The organism is Nocardioides sp. NPDC127514 (genome assembly GCF_040302125.1).
Lineage (GTDB): Bacteria > Actinomycetota > Actinomycetes > Propionibacteriales > Nocardioidaceae > Nocardioides.
In genome coordinates, this window is sequence record NZ_JBEORF010000007.1 from 1 (window position 1) to 20,952 (window position 20,952).

Annotated in this window: 22 protein-coding genes; 8 read left to right on the forward strand and 14 right to left on the reverse strand. The window is 70.0% G+C overall.

Annotated features, from left to right (window positions below):
• Positions 1-158 precede the first annotated feature (158 nt).
• Positions 159-1,265: a GuaB3 family IMP dehydrogenase-related protein gene (locus ABTX24_RS06950; protein ID WP_091051839.1), complete on the reverse strand. Its 1,107-nt coding sequence runs from the start codon at positions 1,263-1,265 to the stop codon at positions 159-161.
• A 69-nt stretch (positions 1,266-1,334) separates the two neighbouring features.
• Entirely contained in the window at positions 1,335-2,153 is an 819-nt protein-coding gene (locus tag ABTX24_RS06955) for a class I SAM-dependent methyltransferase (RefSeq protein ID WP_350838393.1), read from the reverse strand.
• A 177-nt stretch (positions 2,154-2,330) separates the two neighbouring features.
• On the opposite strand from ABTX24_RS06955, the gene ABTX24_RS06960 reads away from it, so the two are divergent.
• The gene (locus ABTX24_RS06960; RefSeq protein ID WP_350838395.1) at positions 2,331-3,014 is read left to right on the forward strand and encodes a winged helix-turn-helix transcriptional regulator; all 684 of its coding nucleotides are present in this window, start codon (positions 2,331-2,333) and stop codon (positions 3,012-3,014) included.
• On the opposite strand, the gene ABTX24_RS06965 is transcribed toward ABTX24_RS06960, so the two are convergent.
• Positions 2,999-3,460 carry a DUF3224 domain-containing protein gene (locus tag ABTX24_RS06965; RefSeq protein ID WP_160025322.1) on the reverse strand — a complete coding sequence of 154 codons (462 nt, stop codon included), beginning with the start codon at positions 3,458-3,460 and terminating at the stop codon, positions 2,999-3,001. The genes ABTX24_RS06960 and ABTX24_RS06965 overlap by 16 nt on opposite strands.
• 63 nt (positions 3,461-3,523) lie before the next feature.
• Between ABTX24_RS06965 and ABTX24_RS06970 the strand changes: the two genes are divergently transcribed.
• Positions 3,524-4,321 (forward strand): DUF6597 domain-containing transcriptional factor, encoded by a 798-nt coding sequence (locus ABTX24_RS06970; protein WP_350838397.1) that lies wholly within the window; start codon positions 3,524-3,526, stop codon positions 4,319-4,321.
• On the opposite strand, the gene ABTX24_RS06975 is transcribed toward ABTX24_RS06970, so the two are convergent.
• Positions 4,299-4,796 (reverse strand): GNAT family N-acetyltransferase, encoded by a 498-nt coding sequence (locus ABTX24_RS06975; RefSeq protein WP_350838399.1) that lies wholly within the window; start codon positions 4,794-4,796, stop codon positions 4,299-4,301. The genes ABTX24_RS06970 and ABTX24_RS06975 overlap by 23 nt on opposite strands.
• On the reverse strand, positions 4,786-5,226 hold the full coding sequence (locus ABTX24_RS06980) for a rhodanese-like domain-containing protein (RefSeq protein ID WP_350838401.1): 441 nt from the start codon (positions 5,224-5,226) through the stop codon (positions 4,786-4,788). Before ABTX24_RS06980 ends, ABTX24_RS06975 begins: the two co-directional genes overlap by 11 nt.
• A gap of 92 nt (positions 5,227-5,318) precedes the next feature.
• Here ABTX24_RS06980 and ABTX24_RS06985 point away from each other — a divergent pair, with 92 nt between their 5' ends.
• Entirely contained in the window at positions 5,319-5,780 is a 462-nt protein-coding gene (locus ABTX24_RS06985; protein WP_350838403.1) for an Lrp/AsnC family transcriptional regulator, read from the forward strand.
• On the opposite strand, the gene ABTX24_RS06990 is transcribed toward ABTX24_RS06985, so the two are convergent.
• Complete coding sequence (locus tag ABTX24_RS06990; protein ID WP_350838405.1) at positions 5,735-6,613, reverse strand: helix-turn-helix transcriptional regulator; 879 nt, start codon at positions 6,611-6,613, stop codon at positions 5,735-5,737. The genes ABTX24_RS06985 and ABTX24_RS06990 overlap by 46 nt on opposite strands.
• Before the next feature lie 118 nt (positions 6,614-6,731).
• Here ABTX24_RS06990 and ABTX24_RS06995 point away from each other — a divergent pair, with 118 nt between their 5' ends.
• The 5 genes from ABTX24_RS06995 to ABTX24_RS07015 are packed head-to-tail and all read left to right on the forward strand — an operon-like array spanning position 6,732 to position 12,977.
• Entirely contained in the window at positions 6,732-8,153 is a 1,422-nt protein-coding gene (locus ABTX24_RS06995; RefSeq protein WP_350838407.1) for an MFS transporter, read from the forward strand.
• A 27-nt stretch (positions 8,154-8,180) separates the two neighbouring features.
• Positions 8,181-9,407 (forward strand): LLM class flavin-dependent oxidoreductase, encoded by a 1,227-nt coding sequence (locus ABTX24_RS07000; RefSeq protein WP_350838409.1) that lies wholly within the window; start codon positions 8,181-8,183, stop codon positions 9,405-9,407.
• Positions 9,404-10,771 carry an NtaA/DmoA family FMN-dependent monooxygenase gene (locus tag ABTX24_RS07005; protein WP_160025329.1) on the forward strand — a complete coding sequence of 456 codons (1,368 nt, stop codon included), beginning with the start codon at positions 9,404-9,406 and terminating at the stop codon, positions 10,769-10,771. The genes ABTX24_RS07000 and ABTX24_RS07005 overlap by 4 nt, the downstream gene beginning before the upstream one ends.
• The gene (locus ABTX24_RS07010; protein ID WP_160025330.1) at positions 10,768-11,853 is read left to right on the forward strand and encodes an LLM class flavin-dependent oxidoreductase; all 1,086 of its coding nucleotides are present in this window, start codon (positions 10,768-10,770) and stop codon (positions 11,851-11,853) included. Before ABTX24_RS07005 ends, ABTX24_RS07010 begins: the two co-directional genes overlap by 4 nt.
• Positions 11,850-12,977, forward strand: a complete 1,128-nt coding sequence (locus ABTX24_RS07015) for an LLM class flavin-dependent oxidoreductase (protein WP_160025331.1) — start codon at positions 11,850-11,852, stop codon at positions 12,975-12,977. Before ABTX24_RS07010 ends, ABTX24_RS07015 begins: the two co-directional genes overlap by 4 nt.
• Positions 12,978-12,998: 21 nt before the next feature.
• On the opposite strand, the gene ABTX24_RS07020 is transcribed toward ABTX24_RS07015, so the two are convergent.
• The 8 genes from ABTX24_RS07020 to ABTX24_RS07055 form a co-directional block, all read right to left on the reverse strand.
• Entirely contained in the window at positions 12,999-13,793 is a 795-nt protein-coding gene (locus tag ABTX24_RS07020; protein WP_350838412.1) for a DUF1684 domain-containing protein, read from the reverse strand.
• A 17-nt stretch (positions 13,794-13,810) separates the two neighbouring features.
• Positions 13,811-14,764: a transporter substrate-binding domain-containing protein gene (locus ABTX24_RS07025; protein ID WP_160025333.1), complete on the reverse strand. Its 954-nt coding sequence runs from the start codon at positions 14,762-14,764 to the stop codon at positions 13,811-13,813.
• Between the two features lie 23 nt (positions 14,765-14,787).
• Positions 14,788-15,549: an amino acid ABC transporter ATP-binding protein gene (locus ABTX24_RS07030; protein ID WP_350838414.1), complete on the reverse strand. Its 762-nt coding sequence runs from the start codon at positions 15,547-15,549 to the stop codon at positions 14,788-14,790.
• Positions 15,546-16,517 carry an amino acid ABC transporter permease gene (locus ABTX24_RS07035; RefSeq protein ID WP_160025335.1) on the reverse strand — a complete coding sequence of 324 codons (972 nt, stop codon included), beginning with the start codon at positions 16,515-16,517 and terminating at the stop codon, positions 15,546-15,548. The genes ABTX24_RS07030 and ABTX24_RS07035 overlap by 4 nt, the downstream gene beginning before the upstream one ends.
• A 220-nt stretch (positions 16,518-16,737) precedes the next feature.
• Positions 16,738-18,237, reverse strand: coding sequence for an IMP dehydrogenase (gene guaB / locus ABTX24_RS07040; protein ID WP_091051815.1), 1,500 nt, complete (start codon positions 18,235-18,237; stop codon positions 16,738-16,740).
• 125 nt (positions 18,238-18,362) lie between these two features.
• The gene (locus ABTX24_RS07045; RefSeq protein ID WP_160025336.1) at positions 18,363-19,274 is read right to left on the reverse strand and encodes a GNAT family N-acetyltransferase; all 912 of its coding nucleotides are present in this window, start codon (positions 19,272-19,274) and stop codon (positions 18,363-18,365) included.
• A 63-nt stretch (positions 19,275-19,337) separates the two neighbouring features.
• The gene (locus tag ABTX24_RS07050; protein ID WP_350838417.1) at positions 19,338-20,123 is read right to left on the reverse strand and encodes a DUF1684 domain-containing protein; all 786 of its coding nucleotides are present in this window, start codon (positions 20,121-20,123) and stop codon (positions 19,338-19,340) included.
• An 81-nt stretch (positions 20,124-20,204) separates the two neighbouring features.
• Positions 20,205-20,816 carry an ABC transporter permease family protein gene (locus ABTX24_RS07055; protein WP_350838419.1) on the reverse strand — a complete coding sequence of 204 codons (612 nt, stop codon included), beginning with the start codon at positions 20,814-20,816 and terminating at the stop codon, positions 20,205-20,207.
• Between the last annotated feature and the right edge of the window lie 136 nt (positions 20,817-20,952).

Here is a 20,952-nt window from a genome sequence, read left to right on the forward strand (position 1 = left end):
GCGGCGATGCTCGGGTCCACGGAGCGGATGTCACGGCACACGTCGATGCCGGAACCGTCGGGGAGCCGGCCGTCCAGGATCGCGACATCGGGCCGAGAGTTTCGTCGCCCACAACTACAGATTCGGCCCGCCAGAAGTGCGGACTCGGCGGAAGGTCGTCAGCCGACGACAACCTCGATCCGCTGGAACTCCTTGAGGTCGGTGTAGCCGGTGGTGGCCATGGCGCGCTTGAGGGCACCGACGAGGTTCATGGTGCCGTTGGCGACGTGCGAAGGCCCGAAGAGGACCTCCTCGAAGGTGCCGACGGGCTCGAAGGCGACGCGCTCGCCGCGGGGCAGGTCGGCGTGGTGGGCCTCGTTGCCCCAGTGGAATCCCTTGCCGGGGGCATCGGTCGCCCGCGCGAACGGGCTACCGACCATGACCGCGTCGGCGCCGCAGGCGATCGCCTTGGCGATGTCGCCGGAGCGGCCGACGGCGCCGTCGGCGATGACGTGTACGTAGCGGCCGCCGGACTCGTCCAGGTAGTCGCGGCGCGCGGCGGCGACGTCGGCCACCGCGGAGGCCATCGGCACGGCCACGCCGAGCACGGTGCGCGTCGTGTGCGCCGCACCGCCGCCGAAGCCGACCAGGACGCCGGCCGCACCGGTGCGCATCAGGTGGAGCGCGGCCTGGTAGGTCGCGCACCCGCCCACGATCACCGGCACGTCGAGCTCGTAGATGAACTCCTTGAGGTTCAGCGGCTCGGCCTGCGAGGAGACGTGCTCGGCCGAGACCGTGGTGCCGCGGATGACGAAGAGGTCGACGCCGGCGTCGACGACGGCCTTGGCGAACTCCTTCGTACGCTGCGGGGACAGCGCCCCGGCTACGGTGACGCCGGAGGCCCGCACCTCGCGCAGCCGCTCGGTGATCAGCTCGGCCCGGATCGGGGCCTCGTAGATCTCCTGCAGACGCCGGGTCGCGTCGACACCGCTCAGCTCGGCCAGCTCGTCGAGCAGCGGCTGCGGGTCGTCGTAACGGGTCCACACGCCCTCGAGGTTGAGCACCCCGAGGCCGCCGAGCTTGCCCATCGCGATCGCGGTCGACGGCGACATCACCGAGTCCATCGGCGCCGCGATGAGCGGGATGTCGAAGCGGTAGGCGTCGATCTGCCAGTCGGTGCTCACCTCGGTGGTGTCACGGGTGCGCCGGGACGGCACGATCGCCACGTCGTCGAAGGCGTACGCCCGTCGTGCTCGCTTGGCCCGGCCGATCTCGATCTCAGTCACATGACGGATTGTTCCACGGGACCGGATCGAGATCGGAAAGGCCACACGCACCGAGCGAGCACGACCGGGCTAGCTACGCACCGCGGTCAGCAGCAGGTACTCCCAGTTCATCACCCCGGCCGTGAGGTAGCGGTCCCCCAGCTCGGAGAGCGCGACGTCGAGCTCCGCCGTCCGCTCGGCGTCCTCGGCGATCCCGCGATAGGCGACGATCGTCGGCCCGTAACAGGCCTTGAAGAAGTCCCGGAACTCCGCGCCGGTCTCGAACGAGTCGATGGCGACCATCCGCTTCTCGGCCCGAACGGAGGTCACCTGGTCGCCCAGCAGGCCGCGTACGTGGCTCTCGTCGCCCCATCGCGGCGGCGGCTGCGCCCCCTGGGGCGGCGGTGCCATGAACGGCTTCATCGTGGCGAACATCTGGCCGATGAAGCCCTCCGGCGTCCAGCTGACCAGCCCGATCCGGCCACCCGGCCGGACGACCCGGAGCAGCTCGGACGCGGCCTTCTCGTGGAACGGCGCGAACATGATGCCGACCGTGGACATGACCACGTCGAACGCGGCGTCGTCGAACGGCAGCGCCTCGGCGTCGGCGACGCGCCAGGTGACGGAGTCGGCTCCTGCCTCTTCTGCATGAGCCTGCCCGATCTCGAGCAGCTCCGGCGTCAGGTCGCTCGCGGTCACATCCGCCCCCGCGAGGGCAGCAGGGACGGCGGCGTTCCCGGTGCCGGCGGCGATGTCGAGTACGCGGTCGCCCGGCCCGATCTCGCACGCCTCGACGATCACCTGGCCGAGCTCGGGGATGAGCTCGTCGGCGACCCGGGCGTAGTTTCCCAGCCCCCACATCGTGCGGTGCTTGGCCTTCAGGTCGGGTGAAGCTGGTGTTGCGGTCATGTCTTCCTCCAAGACGTTGACCCGAGACTTGATCTGGAGGTTCCAGCCTCACCCGGTGCCGCCGCCGGCGGATAGTGCCGGATCTGAACTCATCGAAGTTCAGGATCTGTACTTGCTGTCCGCCCTCGTCAGCGGTCAACTGATGACAGGATCTCGGGCTGCAAAGGAGGCGGTCCGGTGGCGGGATACGGCCAGTTCTGTCCGGTGGCGAAGGCCATGGAGGTGCTCGACGAGCGGTGGACGCTGCTCGTCGTACGCGAGCTGCTGCTCGGCAGCACCCACTTCAACGAGCTGCGCCGGGGTGTGCCCAAGATGTCGCCGGCCCTGCTCTCCAAGCGCCTGCGGACGCTGGAGCGCGCCGGCATCATCCAGCGCCGCGGCGAGAAGCAGCGCACGTCCTACCACCTCACCGCCAGTGGCCAGGAGCTCGCCACGGTCGTCACCGCGCTCCACCAGTGGGGCACCCGCTGGGTCGGCGAGCTCGGCCAGGCTGACCTCGACCCGCACCTGCTCTTCTGGGACATGCGCCGCACCATCCCGATCGACGTGTGGCCGCGCCGGCGCACTGTGGTCGAGTTCCGGCTCACCGACGTCGAGCCGAAGGTCGCGCGCTGGTGGCTCGTGGTCTCGGCCGACCAGGCCGAGGTCTGCGACTTCGACCCCGGGTTCGAGGTCGACGCGCGGCTGACCGGCAGTCTGCGTACGCTCACCGAGATCTGGCGCGGCGACCTCGCCTGGCCGATGGCGCTGCGCGCCGAGATGGTCGCCATCAGTGCCGCCGAGGACGTACGCCGCGCCGTCCCGTCCTGGCTCGGCCAGTCCTCCGCGGCCCACGTCCCGCGCCCTCAGCTCCAGTCGTAGGACAGAACGAAGCCGTACGCCTCTCCGCCGCCCTCCTCGGAGAGGACCAGGTCGGCCTCGCCGACGAGACCCTCGAGGCCGCCGGTGCCGAGCCCGGGGATGATCGTGAGGTGGGAGCGGACGGTCTTGTCGGCGTACGCACCGCTGATCCGCCACACGCACGAGCCCTCCTGGCCGGCGATGGAGCCGGTGAACTGCTCGTACGCCTCGAAGACCGCGCCGCCGGCGGGGTTGCCGTAGGCGCCGATCATCCGCGCGACACCCGTGCCCTGGATCTCGCCCGCGTAGGTGTAGTCGGTCTCGGCGGTGGTCAGGCCGCGGTGGGGGATGTAGACGTCGTCGCCCATCGTGGTGCCCTCGCCGTCGATGTCGACGTAGGCCGCCTCGTGCCAGCGCGCGACGGTCATGGTGGTGCTTGCCTTGTTGCTGTAGCTCTTCTCGGTCATGGGTCCAGCCTGCTGCGGACACCAGGGCCGAGGATTGAAGGAACGCGCCATATCGTTGGCGGCATGGCCGACGACACCGAGGGCAAGGGCTATCCCGACGCGATCGTGCGCCCGGTGACGGCGGCCCGGACGATCACCACCGAGCGGTTCGCGGTCTCACCGGCGCTGGCGGGACACGTGGACTACCACTGGTACGTCGGCTGGGAGCTCGAGCACCCGCACGACCAGCAGGTCATCCCACAGCCGCGGATCCACGTCGCCGCCGAGGACGGCCGGCTGCTGGTGCACGGCATCGGCCGGCGCCCGTTCGTCCGGCATCTCACCGGCCGCGGCCACACGCTCGGCGTCTCGTTCCTGCCCGGCCTCTTCCGTCCGGTGCTCGGCAGCCGGGTCAGCGCGATCGCCGACCAGGTCGTCCCGGCCCAGGACCTCCTCGGCGTCGACGACCGGCCGGCCGCGGAGCGCATCCTCTCCATCGCCGATCCCGCGGAGATGGCGGCCGCGATGGAGTCCTACCTCCTGGAGGTCGGCCTCCCCACGGACCCGGTCGCCGAGGACGTACGCCGCTGGGCGGCCCTGGCCGAGGAGGACCGCTCGATCACCCGGGCCGAGCAGCTCGCCGACCGTGCCGGCGTGAGCCTGCGGTCGCTGCAGCGCCTGTTCAGCGAGTACGTCGGGATCGGCCCGAAGTGGGTCGTGCAGCGGTTCCGCGTGCTGGAGGTCGCCGCCCGCGCCCACTCCGGTGAGGTCGACTGGGCCGCGGTCGCCGCCGAGCTGGACTTCAGCGACCAGGCCCACCTGGTACGTACGTTCCGCGACGTCGTCGGCGCTCCTCCGGCTACGTACGCGAAGGATCTGTGAGCGCCAGCGTGAACCGCGCCTTGGCGTCGTCGCGCGCGCCGGTGCGCCGGTAGAAGCGGATCGCGCCCTCGTTCCACGTCGGCGTCTGCCACTGCAGCTCGCCGGCGCCGGCCGCTCGCGCCTCGGCCTCCACCGCACCCATCAGCAGGCGGCCGGCCCCTCGACCCCGAGTGGCCTCCCGCAGGTAGAGGCAGTCGAGATGGGCGTACTCGGCCGCCTGCCAGGTCGAGGCCTCCAGGCTCCAGCTCGCGTAGCCGACCAACGCGTCGTTCTGGACGGCAACGAGCACACGCACCCGCGGCCGAGGGACGAACAACCACGCCGCCAAGGCGGTCTCCAGGTCCGGCCGCGGCTCATTGGCTCGCTCGTAGCGGGCGTGCTCCCGGATCAGCTCGACCAGCTCGGGCAGGTCGTCGACCCCGGCGGGACGGATCGAGACGCTGCGGGTCAGGCGGATCCTGGGGTCAGCAAGCACAGGAGATCGCGTCTAGCGGCGCGGTCAGCGGGTCCTTGGCGCGGAGGACGGGGCCATCCTCGTCCTCGATCGGATAGCCCTCGCGGGCCCAGTACTCGAAGCCGCCGATCATCTCCTTGACCTGGTAGCCGAGCTTGGCGAACTCGAGCGCGGCCCGAGTCGCGCCGTTGCAGCCCGGCCCCCAGCAGTACGTCACGACCGGCAGGTCCACGGGGATCTCCGCGGGAGCCCGGGTGGCGATCTCGGCGGTCGGCATGTGGACGGCGCCGACGACGCGGCCCTGGGTCCAGGCGGCCTCACCACGGGAGTCGACCAGCACGAACCGGACGCTCGCTGACTGGTCGGCGTACACGTCGGAGGCGTCGGTCTCGAAGGCGAGCTTGCTCGCGAAGTGGGCGACGGCATCGGCGGGTGCGGCGGGGAATTTCATGCCTGAACCGTACTGACGCCAGAACGCGATCTGAAGGTTCGTTCCCCGGCATCCAGAGCCGATGGCCTTCGATTTCATGGCATTCTTGCGCGGTGCCCGTGAATATCCCGTTCGAGCCCGACAAGGTCGACACCGCCATCCTGAAGTCGCTGCAGACCAACGGTCGGCAGAGCATCGCCGACCTGGCCCGACACATCAACATGAGCCACAGCGCCGCCGCTGAGCGGGTGCGCCGGCTCGAGGAGTCCGGTGTGATCGCCGGCTACGGGGCACAGGTCGACCCGGAGCGGCTCGGTTTCACGATCCTGGCCTATCTGCGCCTGCGCTACCCCAGCAGCAACTACGACCCGCTCCACAAGCTGCTCGCCGGCCAGCCCGAGGTCATCGAGGCCCATCACGTCACCGGCGACGACTGCTTCATCATGAAGGTCGTGGCCACCAGCATGAAACACCTGGAGCAGGTCAGCGGCAGGATCGGCACCCTGGGCAGCGTCACCACCAGCGTCGTCTACTCGTCCCCGTTGCCGCCGCGGCCGCTGCTGCCGCCGAGCTGATCGACCGAAGACGTCGCAGCCAGCGTGGCCAGCGCGTCCGCCGACGGCGAGCCGGGCTCGGCTCGGTAGAGCACGATGCGCTGGCTGGTCTCGGGCAGCACCATCGCCTCGTACGCCAGGTCCATCCGCCCCGCCACCGGATGCCGCAGCCGCTTGATCCCGTAGCCGCAGTCCATCACCGGATGCTCGGCCCACAGCTCGGCGAACAGGTCGCTGCGCTGGACGAGCTCGCCGACCAGGCAGCTGAGGATGTGGTCGTCGGGGTGCAGGCCCGATGAGTAGCGCAGGAAGCCGACCATCTGCAGCCCGGTGCCCTCGGGGTCGACGAAGAGCTCCGGCCCGTCCGGCTCGAGGAAGAACCGGCGAATGAGGTTCGGGCGGTGGGGACGGCCGGCATAAGGCGCGTCGAAGTCCAGCCCGTGGCCGTAGAGGCGGTGACCGAGATCGTTCCAGGCGAGCACGTAGTTGGCGTGGTCGACGATGAGCGCCGGACCGGGGTAGTCCATCACCATCGCCACCGCGGACGGGCGCGGCTCCACGTCGCGGCCGCCCGAGACCGTCTCGACGGGACGCGCCAGCCGACGCAGGTGGTCGTGCTCCTCGGCGCTCAGCCGCAGCGCCCGGGCGAGCGAGTCGATCACCGCGTCGGAGGCGTTGTGGTGGGCTGCCTGCTCGAGCCGGGTGTAGTACGTCGGCGAGACGCCGGCCAGCATCGCCAGCTCCTCACGCCTGAGCCCGGGTACGCGGCGAGCGCCGTAGGACACCAGCCCGGCGTCCTGGGGACTGATCGCCGCCCGGCGGCTGCGCAGGAACTCTCCGAGCTCGGTCGTCATGGTTCCTATAGTGCGGCCGCGCGGACTTTTCTTCCTGACCCTGTCAGTGCCAGGCAGGTGGGTGGGTGGCAGAACAGGTGTCTGGCTGGCGTACGTCATCTGCCTGAGCGTTGATGCCATGACCCTCACCACCCAGGCCGAGCCCGTACGCCCGGCCACCATGACCCGCGGACAGCTGCTGGTGCTCCTGCTGCTGCTCGCCTCCCAGTTCACCCTCACCGTCGACTTCTCGATCCTCAACGTGGCGCTGCCGACCGTCGGCGCCAGCCTCGGCTTCGCCGAGGCAGACGTGCAGTGGATCGCGACCGCGTTCGCGCTGTGCGCGGCCGGGTTCACGCTGCTCTTCGGCCGGATCGGCGACTACGTCGGCCGGCGGCGGGTCTTCCTGATCGGCATGGTCGCGCTGGGCGCGGCCTCCCTGCTCGGCGGGGTCGCCACGTCACCCGAGCTGCTCCTCACGGCACGGGTCGCCCAGGGTCTCGCGACCGCCGCGGTCACCCCGGCGGCGCTCTCCCTGCTCACCGTCTCCTTCCCGGAGGGCCCGCTGCGCCAGCGTGCTCTGGGGCTGAACAGCGTGGTGATGTCGACCGGATTCACCGCCGGGGCGGTGCTGGGCGGCGTACTCACCGATCTGCTGTCGTGGCGCTGGGCGTTCCTGGTCAACGTGCCGATCGCGCTGCTGGTGGTCGCGGTCGCGCCGTTCGTGCTGCGTGACTCCGCCGACCGGGAGCGGTCGCGGCTCGACCTCCCGGGCGCCGTGCTGGTGACGTCAGGTCTGCTCGCGCTGGTCTACGGCGCGACCCGGCTGGGAGAGGCGGGCATCGCCGACATGTGGGGGCTGGCGGCGATCGGCGCCGCGGTGGTGCTGCTGGTCGCGTTCTGGCGGGCCGAGTCCACGCACCCGCACCCGCTGGTGCCGCTGCACATCCTCACCCGCCGCACCATCGGCTTCGGCAACATCGCCGGCTTCGCGACCTTCGCCTTCGAGTCGTCGCTGGTCTTCGTGCTGACGATGTACCTGCAGCACGTCCTCGGCCTGAACGCTCTGCAGACCGGGCTGATGCTCGTCGCGATGGGGGCAGGGGCGATCATCGGCGGCTCCGTCGGCTCGCGGGTCATCGAGGCCTTCGGCGTACGCAACACCGTGGCCGGCGGGCTCGCGATCCAGGCGGTCACCACCGGCGCGCTCGTCCTGATCGGGCCCTCGGCCGGCTGGCTGTGGTTCATCGGTCTGATGAACTTCATCGGCGCCATCGGGCACGTCGCCGCGATCGTCGGGTTCATGGTCGCGGCGACCTCCGGACTTCCCGACCACGAGCAGGGCCTGGCCACCGGGCTGGCGATGATGACCCAGCAGGTCGCGATCGCGCTCGGCATCCCGATCATGTCCACCATCGCCACCGCCGCCGGCGGAGTCGCCTCGCTCGGAGCCCTCCAGGTGGCGATCGCGGTCAACGCGGTCCTGGTCCTGGCCGCGGCACTGCTCGTGGCCGTCGGACTGCCCCGGGCGCGGTCCATCCTCCGAAACTCTCCACACTAAGTTGATGAAGTCAGTAGACTTTTACTCATGAGTGCGCCCCCATCTCGTCTTCGACTCGCCGTGGCTCTCGACGGCGCCGGGTGGCACCCGGCCGCCTGGCGGGAGCCGAACGCCCGGCCCGGTGATCTGCTGAAGTCCGGCTACTGGGCCGGTCTCGTCCAGGAGGCCGAGGCCGGCCTGCTGGACTTCGTCACAATCGAGGACTCGCTCTCGATCCAGACCGACTCACCGTTCGGCACCGAGGACGACGACCGCACCGATCGGGTGCGCGGACGGCTCGACGCAGTGCTGATCGCCTCCCGGATAGCCCCGCTGACCAGCCACATCGGCATCGTGCCGACGGCCGTCGTCACCCACACCGAGCCGTTCCATCTCAGCAAGGCGATCGCGACGCTGGACTACGTGAGCCGCGGCCGGGCCGGCGTACGTGTGCAGGTGGCGCCGCGGCCACGGGATGCGGCGCTGTTCGGCCGGCGCGAGTTCCCGGAGATCTCGTACGCCGCCCTCGGCTCCCCCGAAGGGCAGGAGCTGATCCAGGACGCCTTCGCCGAGGCGGCCGACTATGTCGAGGTGCTGCGGCGTCTGTGGGACTCCTGGGAGGACGATGCGGAGATCCGCGACGTCGCGACCGGGCGGTTCATCGACCGGGACAAGATCCACTACATCGACTTCGAGGGCCGCTACTTCGACGTGAAGGGGCCTTCGATCACCCCGCGGCCGCCGCAGGGTCAGCCGGTCGTGGCCGCCCTCGCCCACCGCGACCGGCCGTTCGAGCTGGTCGGGAACTCGGCCGACGTCGGGTTCGTGACGCCTCGGACGGCGACCGACATCGCCTCGATCACCGCCGAGATCCGGGCCGCGCAGGACGCCGCCGGGCGCGGTGGCGACACGGTCCACGTCTTCGGCGACGTCGTCGTCCTCCTCGACGAGACCGAGCAGGCTGCCCGCGAGCGGCTGGCTCGCCTCGACCAGACCGCCGGGGTGACCTACTCCTCGGACGCACTGGTCTTCGCCGGCACCCCGGAGGGCCTCGCCGACCTGCTCGCGACCTGGCACGCCGCCGGGCTCTCCGGGTTCCGGCTGCGGCCGGCGGTGCTCCCCGACGACCTGGAGCAGATCACCCGCCGGCTCGTGCCCGAGCTGCAGGGGCGCGGGCTCTTCCACGATGCGTACGACGGAGCCACCCTGCGCGGCGCGCTCGGCCTGCCGCGTCCCATCAGCCGCTACGCCACCACCGAGGGGACGCCCGCATGAGCACGCCGCACCGGAACGACAGGCCGAAGAAGCAGATCCACCTCGCCGCCCACTTCCCCGGCGTCAACAACACGACCGTGTGGAGCGACCCGGCGTCGGGCAGCCACATCGAGTTCGACTCGTTCGTGGAGTTCGCGCAGATCGCCGAGCGCGGGCTGTTCGACTTCATGTTCCTCGCCGAGGGGCTGCGGCTGCGCGAGCAGGCCGGGAAGATCTACGACCTCGACGTGGTCGGTCGGCCGGACACGTTCACGATCCTGGCCGCGCTCGCGGCGGTCACCGACCATCTCGGACTGACCGGCACGATCAACTCGACCTTCAACGAGCCCTACGAGGTGGCCCGCCAGTTCGCCTCCCTGGACCACCTCTCCGACGGGCGCGCTGCCTGGAACGTGGTCACCTCCTGGGACGCGTTCACCGGCGAGAACTTCCGGCGCGGCGGCTACCTGCCGCAGGGCGAGCGCTACGAGCGGGCCAAGACGTTCCTCGACGCCGCGACCCGCCTGTGGAACACCTGGACCGGCGACGAGATCCTCGCCGACAAGGCCACCGGAGAGTTCCTGTCGACACCGGCGCCGGGCGCCTTCGAGCACCACGACTCGCAGTTCGACATCAGCGGCCGCTTCAACGTCCCGCGCAGCCCGCAGGGCCGCCCGGTGATCTTCCAGGCCGGCGACTCCGAGGAGGGCCGCGAGTTCGCCGCCCAGAAGGCCGACGCGATCTTCTCGCGGCACAGCCATCTGGAGGACGGTCAGCGGTTCTACGTCGATGTGAAGGGACGCCTGGAGAAGTACGGGCGCCGTCACGAGGACCTGCTGATCCTGCCCGCCGCCACCTTCGTGCTCGCCGACACCGACGCCGAGGCCGTCGAGCTGGCCCGGGAGATCAGGCTGCAGCAGGTCTCCCCCGCGACCGCGATCAAGCTGCTCGAGCAGCTGTGGAACCGCGACCTCTCCGACCACGACCCCGACGGCCCGCTGCCCACCGTCGACCCGCTCGAGTCCGACGAGCTGATCGCGCAGGGGCGTGCCAGCGCCCGCAGTCACGGCGACCGGCTGGATCAGGCCGAGCGCTGGCGGACGATCTCGCAGGCGAAGGGGCTGAGCACGCGCGAGACGATCGTCGAGGTCACCGGCCGGCAGAGCTTCATCGGCTCGGCGGAGACCATCGCGTCCACCATCGACGACTACGTGCAGGCGGATGCCGCCGACGGCTACATCCTGGTTCCCCACATCACCCCCGGCGGCCTGGCGCCCTTCGTCGACCACGTCGTGCCGCTGCTCCAGGAGCGCGGCGTCTTCCGCACCGCCTACGAAGGGACCACGCTCCGCGAGAACCTCGGCCTGCGGGAGCCGACCCAATGAGGTTCCTGGCGATCACGCTCATCGTCCACCGGCCCGATCCGGTGACGGGGCAGCAGAAGGCGACGTACGACCGGTTCCAGGAGGTCGTCACCAACGCCGTCCTCGCCGAGGAGCTGGGCTTCGACGGGTTCGGGGTCGGCGAGCGGCACGAGCGGCCGTTCATCTCCTCCTCCCCCACCGTCGTGCTGTCCCACCTCGCCGCACGCACCGAGCGGATCCGGCTCTTCACCGCGGTGACGACGCTGGCCCTGCTCGACCCGGTGCGCGCCTATGAGGACTACGCCACCCTCGACCACCTCTCCGGCGGTCGGCTCGAGCTCATCATCGGCAAGGGCAACGGCTCTGCCCAGCGTGACCTGTTCCGGGTGACGCCGGAGGACCAGTGGGACCGGAACGCGGAGTCGTACGAGATCTTCCGCAAGCTGTGGCGTCAGGACCGGGTGACCGCCTCGCCTCGCTTCCGCCCCGAGCTGGTCGAGGCGGAGGTCTGGCCGCGTCCGCTGCAGCAGCCGGTGCGGGTCTGGCACGGGAGCGCCACCTCGAAGGAGTCCGTCGACCTCGCCGCGCGCTACGGCGACCCGCTGTTCTCGGCCAACGTCACCCACCCGATCGAGCCCTACGGCGAGCTGGTCGACCACTATCGCGAGCGCTGGCTCGCCTATGGACACGATCCCGCCGGCATCGCGGTCGGCGCCGGGACGGCAGGGCTGTTCGTGGCGCCGACGAGCCAGGAGGCGTACGCCGCCTATCGGCCCGTCTTCGAGGGCCAGCTCGCCTTCCAGGCCGACCTCGGGCTGGAGCCGGTCTTCCCGACCCTGGAGGACTTCGTCGAGCGGTCCTCGGCGCTGGTCGGGTCGCCGCAGCAGGTGATCGAGAAGATCCACCGCTACCACGAGCGCTTCGGGCACCAGGTCGTCCACGTCCAGGCGGACGCCAGCGGCCTGACCGAGCAGCAGCACCGCGACAGCCTGGAGCTCTTCGCCACCGAGGTCGCCGCCCCGCTGCGGACCGCCCTCCCCGACCCGCCCTGGGGCTGGGGCTCCCCGGCCGAGGACACCCCCACGATCGGAGCACACCGATGAGCCGCATCCCCCTGTCAGTCCTCGATCTCGTGCCGGTGTCCTCCGGAGCCTCCGGCCCTGATGCCGTACGCAACGCCATCGCGCTCGCGCGGGCGGCCGAGTCCTTCGGCTACCACCGCTACTGGGTCGCCGAGCACCACCTCAACCCCGGCGTCGCCGGCACCTCACCGGCCGTGGTCCTGGCCCTGCTGGGCGCGGCGACCTCGCGCATCCGGCTGGGCTCCGGCGCGGTGCTGATGGGGCACCGGACGGCGCTGTCGACGATCGAGGAGTTCGGGCTGCTCGACGCCGCCTTCCCCGGCCGGATCGACCTCGGCCTGGGCCGCTCCGGCGGCAGGCCCGGGGCCTCCGACCCGGCAGTCATCCCGGTGGAGCTGGTCGACGGACGTACCCCGGAGGGACTGATCGTCCCGCCGAAATTCGATCCGAGCGGGCTGCTCGGATCGCCGCGGTTCCAACTCCAGAAGGAGCTCCTGCAGCTGCCCGGGGCGACCTCCGCCGACTACGGCGAGCAGATCGTCACGATCCTCGCCTTCATCGACGGCACCTACCGGGATGCCGCCGGCACCCCGGCGAGGGTCGTCCCCGGCGAGGGCGCCGAGCTCGAGCTGTGGGTGCTGGGAAGCAGCGGCGGCGAGAGCGCCGAGGTGGCCGGCAAACGGGGCCTCCGGTTCGCGACGAACTACCACGTCAACCCCTCCGGGGTCCTCGAGGCGGCGCACTCCTACCGCACCGCCTTCGCACCCTCCGACACCCTGACCGCGCCCCACGTCGCGGTCTCCGCCGACGTGGTGGTCGCCGAGACCGAGCAGGAGGCACGCGAGCTCGCCGCCGGCTACGGCCTCTGGGTCCGCTCCATCCGCACCGGCGAGGGAGCCATCCCGTTCCCGACCCCCGACGAGGCCCGCGCCTGGGAGTGGACCGAGGAGGACCGGGCCCTGGTCCAGGACCGCCTCGACACCCAGTTCGTCGGCACCGCTGCCCAGGTCGCCGATCAGCTGGAGATCCTCCAGCGTGCCGTCGAGGCGGACGAGCTGGTCATCACGACCATCACCCACGATCACGCCGACCGCGTCCGCTCCTATGAGCTCATCGCCGAGGAGTGGGCCCGCCGCGGCCACTGAGACCGCGGCGGGCCGCAGGCGTCAGGGCTTCTTCTCCCCCGCCTCGACCGCGACCGGGAGCCGGTTGCCGGCCGGCGGGAGCGGGCAGGTGGCGTGGTCGGTGTAGGCGCACGGCAGGTTGGTCGCGCGGTTGAAGTCGATCACCACGTTGCCGTCCGCGTCAGGCGCGCCGACGGAGAGCGAGCGGTTGGCGGCGTACGTCGTCCTCCCCGAGGTCTCGTCCACGAACAGCACGTGCAGAGAGCCGGGGGCGAAGCCGGGGAAGGCGATGAGGCTGTGCACCGCACCGCCCACCTCGAACTCGATCTCGCCGACGGCCTCGTAGACGTGCTCGAGGCCGTCGACGACCGAGCCGACGGTGGTCGGCACCGGAGCCTCGTACGCGACGAAGCGCCCGGGCACGGCCCAGCGCGGGTCCGGCGCGTACGCCTTGGTCCCCTGATAGCCGGTCAGGACCGGATTGTCGGGGTGGCGGGGACGGATGATGTCGTTGCCGCCGCGCTTGGCGATCTCGACGGCCGCGTCGCCGAACTCGGCGGTGATCCCGCCGCGCTCGTCGATGACGCCGAACGAGTGCCGGCCGGTGATCTCGACGTCGTCGACGACCAGCGACTCGCCCGGTGCCAACGAGACCACGATGCCCTCGGGGCCGCTCGACCAGGCGCCCGGCACGTCGTCGTACGTCTCCGGCTCCTCGCCGAGCCAGCGGATCGAGGTGATCGCGAGAAACCCGTGGGCCGAGGCACGCTTCTTCTCGTGCTCGTCGTGCCAGGCGGTCCAGTCCTGGACGAAGGTATCGGCGTCGGTGACGGTCATTGGTCCTCCCGGAAGGTTCAGAATGCCGGCTTCGGATTGAACTCCGACTTGTCGAGCTTTATGTCCGAAACGTCCCACTTCGTGAAGATCTTGTTATAGGTCCCGTCGGCGATGAGCGCATTGATGGCGTCGACCAGCACCGGCGCCAGCGGTGACTTCTTGGCGACGACGAAGCCGACGTCGGTGAGGCTGAGCTCGCCGAGGTACTTCAGACCGGGCTGGTGGGAGACCAGGTACTTCAGCGACAGGGTCGGCCCGAAGTAGAGGTCGGTCTTGCCGTTCTGCAGACCGAGCAGGATCGCGGCGTTGTCCTTGAAGTACTCGACCTCATAGGCCTTCTTGCCCGCCTTCTCGCACTCCGCGGCGCCGTCCTCGAGGATCTGCTGGAAGCTGGAGCCGGGCGTGGTCGCGACCGTGTGGCCGCAGATGTCGGTCAGGGCCTCGACCTGGTCGAGGTCGCCGTCCTCGCGGGTGACGAACGACTGCCCGTCGAGCAGGTAGGTCGCGTAGTCGACCACCTTGATCCGCTCCGAGGTGACCGCGAAGTTGGCCTGGCCGACGTCGTACTTGCCGCTCTGGGTGCCCGGGACGATCGTCTCGAAGCTGCCGAACTCCGTCTTCCAGGTCACCCCGAGCTTGGCCGCGAGCGCGTTGCGCAGGTCGATGTCGAGGCCGATCTGCTCGCCGGACTGGTCCGAGCCGCCGTGCGGGAGCCCCTGCTCGCCGGTCGCCTCGGTCGTGCCGAGGACGAGGGTCTTCGACTTCCGTACGTCGGCGGGCAACCGCTCGGTCAGCGCGGGGTCCGCCTGGACGTCGGAGACGACATCCTGGGTCGGGATCGCGGCCGGGGTGGCGGAGGCCGAGCCGTCCGACCCGATCCCGCGCTCGGCGTCGCTGAGCGTGTCGGAGGCGTTGCCGCATCCGGCGAGGGTGAGGGCCGCGATGGCGACCAGGGCGAGCTTGAGCTTCACGGAACGGGGTCCTTTCGAGGGGGTCACAACACAGCGGAGAGGAACGCCCGAGCGCGCTCATGGGTGGGAGAGACGAGTACGTCGCCGGGTGCCCCGGCCTCGACCAGCCGACCTTCGTCGAGGAAGACGACCTGGTCGGCGACCTCGCGCGCGAAGCCGATCTCGTGGGTGACCACGATCATGGTCATCCCGGTCTGGGCGAGGTCCTTCATCACGCCGAGCACCTCGCCGACCATCTCGGGGTCGAGCGCGGAGGTCGGCTCGTCGAAGAGCATCAGGTCGGGTTCGACCGCGAGCGCGCGGGCGATCGCCACGCGCTGCTGCTGACCACCCGACATCTGCCGCGGGTAGGAGCGCTCCCGGTCGGCGAGGCCAACCCGGTCGAGGAGCTCGCGCCCGCGCGTCTCGGCCGCCCGGCGGCGTACGCCTGCGGCCAGCTGCCCTTCCAGGATGTTCTCCAGCGCGGTCTTGTGGGGGAACAGGTTGAACTGCTGGAAGACCATCCCGATCCGGCTGCGCTGCCGGGTGACCGCCCGGCCGGAGAGCTCCCGCAGCTGGTGACCGTCACGCCGGTAGCCGATGATCTCGCCGTCCACCTCGACGAAGCCGGCATCGGGCTTCTCCAGGTGGTTGACCGTACGCAGCAGTGTGGACTTACCCGAGCCCGACGGCCCCAGGACCACCGCCACCGAGCCCCGGGCGACGTCGAGGTCGATGCCGTCGAGGACCGTGGTGGGGCCGAACCGTTTGGTCAGGCCGCGGACTCGCACGAGGGGCTCGCTCATCGGAGCACCTCCAGCTCACGTCGCCGGGGCGAGCGCGGCACCAGCGGGAGCTGACCGCGCCACAGCCGCCAGAAGCCGGTGCGCGCACCCTTGCCGCGGGCGTAGTAGCGCTCGACGAAGAACTGGATCGTCGACAGGATCGTGACCAGGATCAGGTACCAGATGGTGGCGACCAGCAGCAGCGGAATGACCAGGTAGTTCTGGGCGTAGATCAGCTGGACCGAGTAGAGCAGGTCCTGCACCGCGATCACCGAGACGATCGAGGTGCCCTTGAGCAGCCCGATCAGCAGGTTGCCGGAGGCGGGGATGATCGCGGGCATCGCCTGCGGAAGCACGATCCGCCAGAAGATCCGCGCCCTGGACAGGCCGAGCGCCTTGGCCGCCTCGGTCTGGCCCGCCTCGACCGAGACCAGCCCGCCCCGGATGATCTCGGCGGCGAACGCGGCGATGTCGAAGGTGAGCCCGACGAACGCGGCGAGCAGGCCGCTGAACAGGTGAGCCGTCTCGATCGTGACGAACGGTTTCAGGAACGGGATACCCAGGCTGATCTGCGGATACAGCGAGGCCATCTGAAACCAGAAGAGCAGCTGCAGCAGCGGTGGCACGCTCCGGAAGAACCAGATGTAGACAGCGCTGACCGAGCTCAGCACCGGGTTCGAGGAGAGCCGCATGACCGCGAGCACGATGCCGAGCAGGTAGGAGCTCACCAGCACCGCGGCGGTCAGCCACAGCGTCAGCACCAGACCGTCGAGGATCGAGGGGCGCAGGAAGAACGCGCCGACCACGTCCCAGTGGTAGCGCGGGTTCGTCACCAGGCTCTTCGCGATCCCGGCGACGACCAGCAGCGCGAGCACGGCCGAGATCCACTGTCCCGGTTTGCGGCGCCCGACGAGCCTCGCGCTGAGGAGCTCGTCGTCTCCGTCGCGAGCGAGCAGGGGGTGGCGACGTACGGCCTCATCAACACTCACGCCGCCGCCTCCGTAGCGCAAGCGCAATCGCACGGAGGCGGCGGCGTGTGGAGCCGTTGGTTCACTCGCTGACGCTCGTTCACGCGCGACCACCCCTATATGTCGAGTAACTTGCTCAACATTCTATGCGTAGCGAGTGTTCCCGGGTGAGGCATCCGAGAAATGGGACGAGCCCCGAACCCCAGGGGTTCGGGGCTCGACGCGCGAGCGGGTCAGTCGGTCAGACGTGGTAGTTCGGCGCCTCGGCGGTGACCTGGACATCGTGCGGGTGCGACTCCTTGAGCGAGGCGGAGGTGATCCGCATGAAGCGGCCCTGCGTCTGGAGCTCGGGGATGGTGCGCGCGCCGACATAGAACATGGTCTGGTGCAGGCCACCGGTGAGCTGGTGGGCGACGGTGGCCAGCGAGCCCTTGTAGGCGACCTGGCCCTCGACACCCTCGGGGACGATCATGTCGTCGTCGGTGACCTCGGCCTGGAAGTAGCGGTCCTTGGAGAAGGACTTCTTGCCGCGGCTCGACATCGCGCCCATGGAGCCCATGCCGCGATAGGCCTTGAACTGCTTGCCGTTGATCAGGACCGTGTCACCGGGGGTCTCCTCGGTGCCGGCGAGCATCGAGCCGAGCATCACCGTGTCGGCGCCGGCGACGATGGCCTTGCCGATCTCGCCGGAGTAGCGCAGACCGCCGTCGGCGATCACCGGGACGCCGGCGGGCTTGCAGGCCAGGGAGGCCTCGTAGACCGCGGAGATCTGCGGCACGCCGACGCCGGTGACGACGCGGGTGGTGCAGATCGAGCCCGGGCCGACGCCGACCTTGACCGCGTCGGCGCCCGCGTCGACGAAGCTCTGCGCGCCCTCCTTGGTGGCGACGTTGCCGCCGATGACCTGGACGTGCTTGGTGGCCGGGTCGGTCTTGAGGCGGCGGACCATGTCGATCAGCATGCGTACGTTGCCGTGGGCCGTGTCCGCGACCAGCACGTCGACACCGGCCTCGATGAGCGTGGTGGCACGCTCCCAGGCGTCACCGAAGTAGCCGATCGCCGCGCCGACGAGCAGCCGACCCTGGGCGTCCTTGGAGGCGTCGGGGAACTGCTCGGACTTGACGAAGTCCTTGACGGTGATCAGGCCGGTGATGCGGCCGTCGGTGTCGACCAGCGGAAGCCGCTCGAGCTTGTGCTGACGCAGCAGCTTGGTGGCCTCTTCGCGCGAGATCTCGGCGGGGCCGGTGATCAGGTCCTTGGAGGTCATCACCTCGTTGACCTTCGTGGTCGCCCACTCCGCGACCGGGGTGAACCGGAGGTCGCGGTTGGTGATGATGCCGATCAGCTTCTGGTCGACGTCGACGACGGGGAAGCCGGAGATCCGGTATTCACCGGCGAGCTTGTCGAGCTGCTCCAGGGTCGCGTCGGGGCCGATGGTGACCGGGTTGGAGATGATCCCGGTCTGGGTGCGCTTGACCAGGTCGACCTGGTAGGCCTGATCCTCGATGCTCAGGTTGCGGTGGAGCACGCCGATGCCGCCCTGGCGCGCCATCGCGATCGCCATCCGGGACTCGGTCACGGTGTCCATCGCCGCGGAGATCAGCGGGACCCGCAGGTTGATCTCGCGGGTCAGCCGGGAGGTCGTATCGATGTCAGACGGCGCCAGATCCGAGTATCCAGGCATCAGGAGTACGTCGTCGTAGGTGAGGCCGAGCGTCGCGAACTTCTCCGGGATCTCCATAAAGAAATGTTACGGCCGAGCCCCAGGGATCGCCGAAACGGCGATACTTCTCTGGCTTTTCCTGCACTTCTCGGGTGTTGCAACGCCTGAGAAGTGCAGGGATACCCGGTTAACCGGGTATCCCGTCATCTGTCCAACGGTTTGAGGTCCCGCACCGGCACCTTGACGGTCAGCAGGTCGCCGGCCATCCGGATCCGTCCGCGCATCCCGGCGGCGAGAACCATGGGCAGCACGGCCTGGTTGTCGGACTGGGTGGTGAGCAGGATCTCGTCGGCGCCGAGCATGTGCGCGAGCCTGGCGGTGTCGACAAGCAGCCGGGTGCCGATGCCGCGGCGCTGCCAGGCCGGGTCGACGCGCAGGTTGACGATGCGTACGTTCTCGTCGTCCTCGGTCGGGGCCAGGACCTCGCCGATGCCGACGGCGACACCGTCGATCAGGGCCGTGACGGTCTCCCCGGTGACGACGAGGTCGGGGGTGCTTCCGGTGCCCAGGCGGCGTACGGGCGGGGTGGTGCCGATGGCCGCCGACTCGCGGCTGCGGTCGAGGACGTCGTTGACCAGGTCGGCCATCGCGGACCCGCGGGCGTGCTCGGTCGCGGTGAAAGGAGCGGTGCGGTGCAGCTGGACGTCGACGTCGGCGACCCGCAGCTCCATGGTGTCGTGGACGACGCCGGGCGGGGCCTCGGCCTCGGCGTCGAAGAGCTGGGCGACCACCTCCGGGAACGCCATCGGCCGCTCCAGGACGTGTCGAGCCGCCTGCACGTAGCGCGTCGGCTGGTCGGCGAGCGCAGCCTCGTTGGCGGTCTGGATCACCATGTCGCAACCGCCGGCCGAGGCCAGCAGCTCAGCCACGCGCAGGTCGTCCCAGCCCGGTGGCGTGCGCAGCACGAACTCGTCGGTCACCTCTTCCAGCCCTGGGAAGATCTGCATCCCGAGGATGTTGACCCCGGCCTCACCACAGCGCTGCGCCAGCGCCGCCAGCGTGCCGGGTCGGTCCGGCAGCGTCGTACGTACTCTCCACAACATCGTCCCCGCCATGAGCCCTAGTCTGCCTGTTTCGCTGTTTCTGGTCCGTTACTCACGGTTAAACCTTCGACCCAGTCAGTCCGCGGGTGGTCGCGGCGGGGTCTGCTCGCCCGCTTCGACGAGCACGTCGATGTGGTTGGTCGCGGGCGGGAGCGGGCAGGTGGCGTGGATCGTGTAGGCGCAGGGCATGTTGGCGGCGCGGTTGAAGTCGAGGACGACGGTGCCGTCGACCGGCGGATCGACGGCGAGCTGGCGGCAGGCGGCGTACGTCGTCACACCGCTGGTCTCGTCGGTGAAGAGCAGCCACAGCTCGCCGTCGCCACCGTCGAACGCGATCAGCCGCTGCGGGCGGCCACCCACCTCGAACGCGACCTCCCCCACGGCGTCGATGACGCTCGAACGGCCCTCGACCACGGAGCCGACCGAGATCGGGCGGTTCGTCTCGTAGGCCGTGAAGGTGGCGTCGACCCGCCACGCCGGGTCCGGGGCGTATGTCGGCGTGCCGGTGTAGTCGCGCAGGAACGGTCCGTCGGGCTGCCGCGGCCGCAGCACCGGGGTGCCGAAGCGGTCGGCGACCTCGACCGTGCCGCCGTCGAAGGTCGCGATCACGCCGACGGGATCCACGTGACCGAAGACGTGCCGACCGGCGAGCTTGGTACCGCCGAGCTCGAGCCACTCATCCTCACCGAGCTCGACGACGGCGCCCTCCGGACCGGTCGACCAGACACCCGGGATTCCGGGGAACCGCACCGGCCTGCGGCCCAGCCAGTGCAGGCCGGTGATCGCCAGGAAACCTTCGGGGCTTCTCAGCTCGGCTTCCCGCTCATCGCGCCACCGTTGCCAAGCCCGCTCGAAAGTCACGCGCTGCACTCTACAAAGACTTGCGTTGCCAGGTCTTGCAATGGTCGCTGACTTTTACCCTCGGGTTCACCGTCGAGGCGTCTAACCCTTCATGCGAGCGAGCCGGGCCAGACGGATCGCACCGCGGGCCGTGGTGACCAGGACGAGGTACCAGATCGCGGCCACCACCAGCAGCGGGATGATCAGGTGGTTGCGCTCCTCGAGCGCCTGGACGACCCCGAGCAGGTCGGTGATCGAGAGCACCGAGACCAGGCTCGTCATCTGGAGCGTCGTCACCAGGAGATCGCCCAGCGCGGTCAGCCGGTCGCCACCCGGGTGAGCCTTCGCGGCGTACGCTCCCATCGCCAGCGCCAGCCCCGCGATCGCCGCGTAGACCGGCGTGACCAGCCGGACCGCGTCGATGTGCACCCCTGGTATCCCGAAGGTGATGTCGGGAAAGATCAGCGCGACGTTGCTCCACAGCAGCAGCTGGACGAGCACCGGGATGCTGCCGAAGACCCAGACGTACGCCGCCGCGATCCCGCCCAGCAGCGGGTTGCCTGACCTCTGCATCCAGACAGCGACGAGTCCGATCGCCCAGGCCGCCGCGAAGACCAGCACGGTCAGCCGGATCGTGAGCCAGACTCCGGCGAGGACGTCCGGGTGGAGCAGATAGCCGACCACTGCGCCCGGGAGGAGGTTCTCGTTCCTCATCAGGCTCCAGCTGAGTCTTGCGAGAACTACGGCCAGGAGGGCTGCGATCATCCAATTGACTGGGTTGGTCTCGACTTCGTCGTTGGCAGCCGTTTCGGTCACGACGGAGAACCATCTCGTCCCACGATGGCCAGCG

Excerpts from the sequence above, each read along its gene's own strand:
- ABTX24_RS06955 (WP_350838393.1), bottom strand. The coding sequence starts at position 2,153 with ATGACCGCAACACCAGCTTCACCCGACCTGAAGGCCAAGCACCGCACG.
- ABTX24_RS06965 (WP_160025322.1), bottom strand. The coding sequence starts at position 3,460 with ATGACCGAGAAGAGCTACAGCAACAAGGCAAGCACCACCATGACCGTC.
- ABTX24_RS06970 (WP_350838397.1), top strand. The coding sequence starts at position 3,524 with ATGGCCGACGACACCGAGGGCAAGGGCTATCCCGACGCGATCGTGCGC.
- ABTX24_RS06980 (WP_350838401.1), bottom strand. The coding sequence starts at position 5,226 with ATGAAATTCCCCGCCGCACCCGCCGATGCCGTCGCCCACTTCGCGAGC.
- ABTX24_RS06990 (WP_350838405.1), bottom strand. The coding sequence starts at position 6,613 with ATGACGACCGAGCTCGGAGAGTTCCTGCGCAGCCGCCGGGCGGCGATC.
- ABTX24_RS06995 (WP_350838407.1), top strand. The coding sequence starts at position 6,732 with ATGACCCTCACCACCCAGGCCGAGCCCGTACGCCCGGCCACCATGACC.
- ABTX24_RS07000 (WP_350838409.1), top strand. The coding sequence starts at position 8,181 with ATGAGTGCGCCCCCATCTCGTCTTCGACTCGCCGTGGCTCTCGACGGC.
- ABTX24_RS07005 (WP_160025329.1), top strand. The coding sequence starts at position 9,404 with ATGAGCACGCCGCACCGGAACGACAGGCCGAAGAAGCAGATCCACCTC.
- ABTX24_RS07010 (WP_160025330.1), top strand. The coding sequence starts at position 10,768 with ATGAGGTTCCTGGCGATCACGCTCATCGTCCACCGGCCCGATCCGGTG.
- ABTX24_RS07015 (WP_160025331.1), top strand. The coding sequence starts at position 11,850 with ATGAGCCGCATCCCCCTGTCAGTCCTCGATCTCGTGCCGGTGTCCTCC.
- ABTX24_RS07020 (WP_350838412.1), bottom strand. The coding sequence starts at position 13,793 with ATGACCGTCACCGACGCCGATACCTTCGTCCAGGACTGGACCGCCTGG.
- ABTX24_RS07030 (WP_350838414.1), bottom strand. The coding sequence starts at position 15,549 with ATGAGCGAGCCCCTCGTGCGAGTCCGCGGCCTGACCAAACGGTTCGGC.
- guaB (WP_091051815.1), bottom strand. The coding sequence starts at position 18,237 with ATGGAGATCCCGGAGAAGTTCGCGACGCTCGGCCTCACCTACGACGAC.
- ABTX24_RS07045 (WP_160025336.1), bottom strand. The coding sequence starts at position 19,274 with ATGGCGGGGACGATGTTGTGGAGAGTACGTACGACGCTGCCGGACCGA.
- ABTX24_RS07055 (WP_350838419.1), bottom strand. The coding sequence starts at position 20,816 with ATGAGGAACGAGAACCTCCTCCCGGGCGCAGTGGTCGGCTATCTGCTC.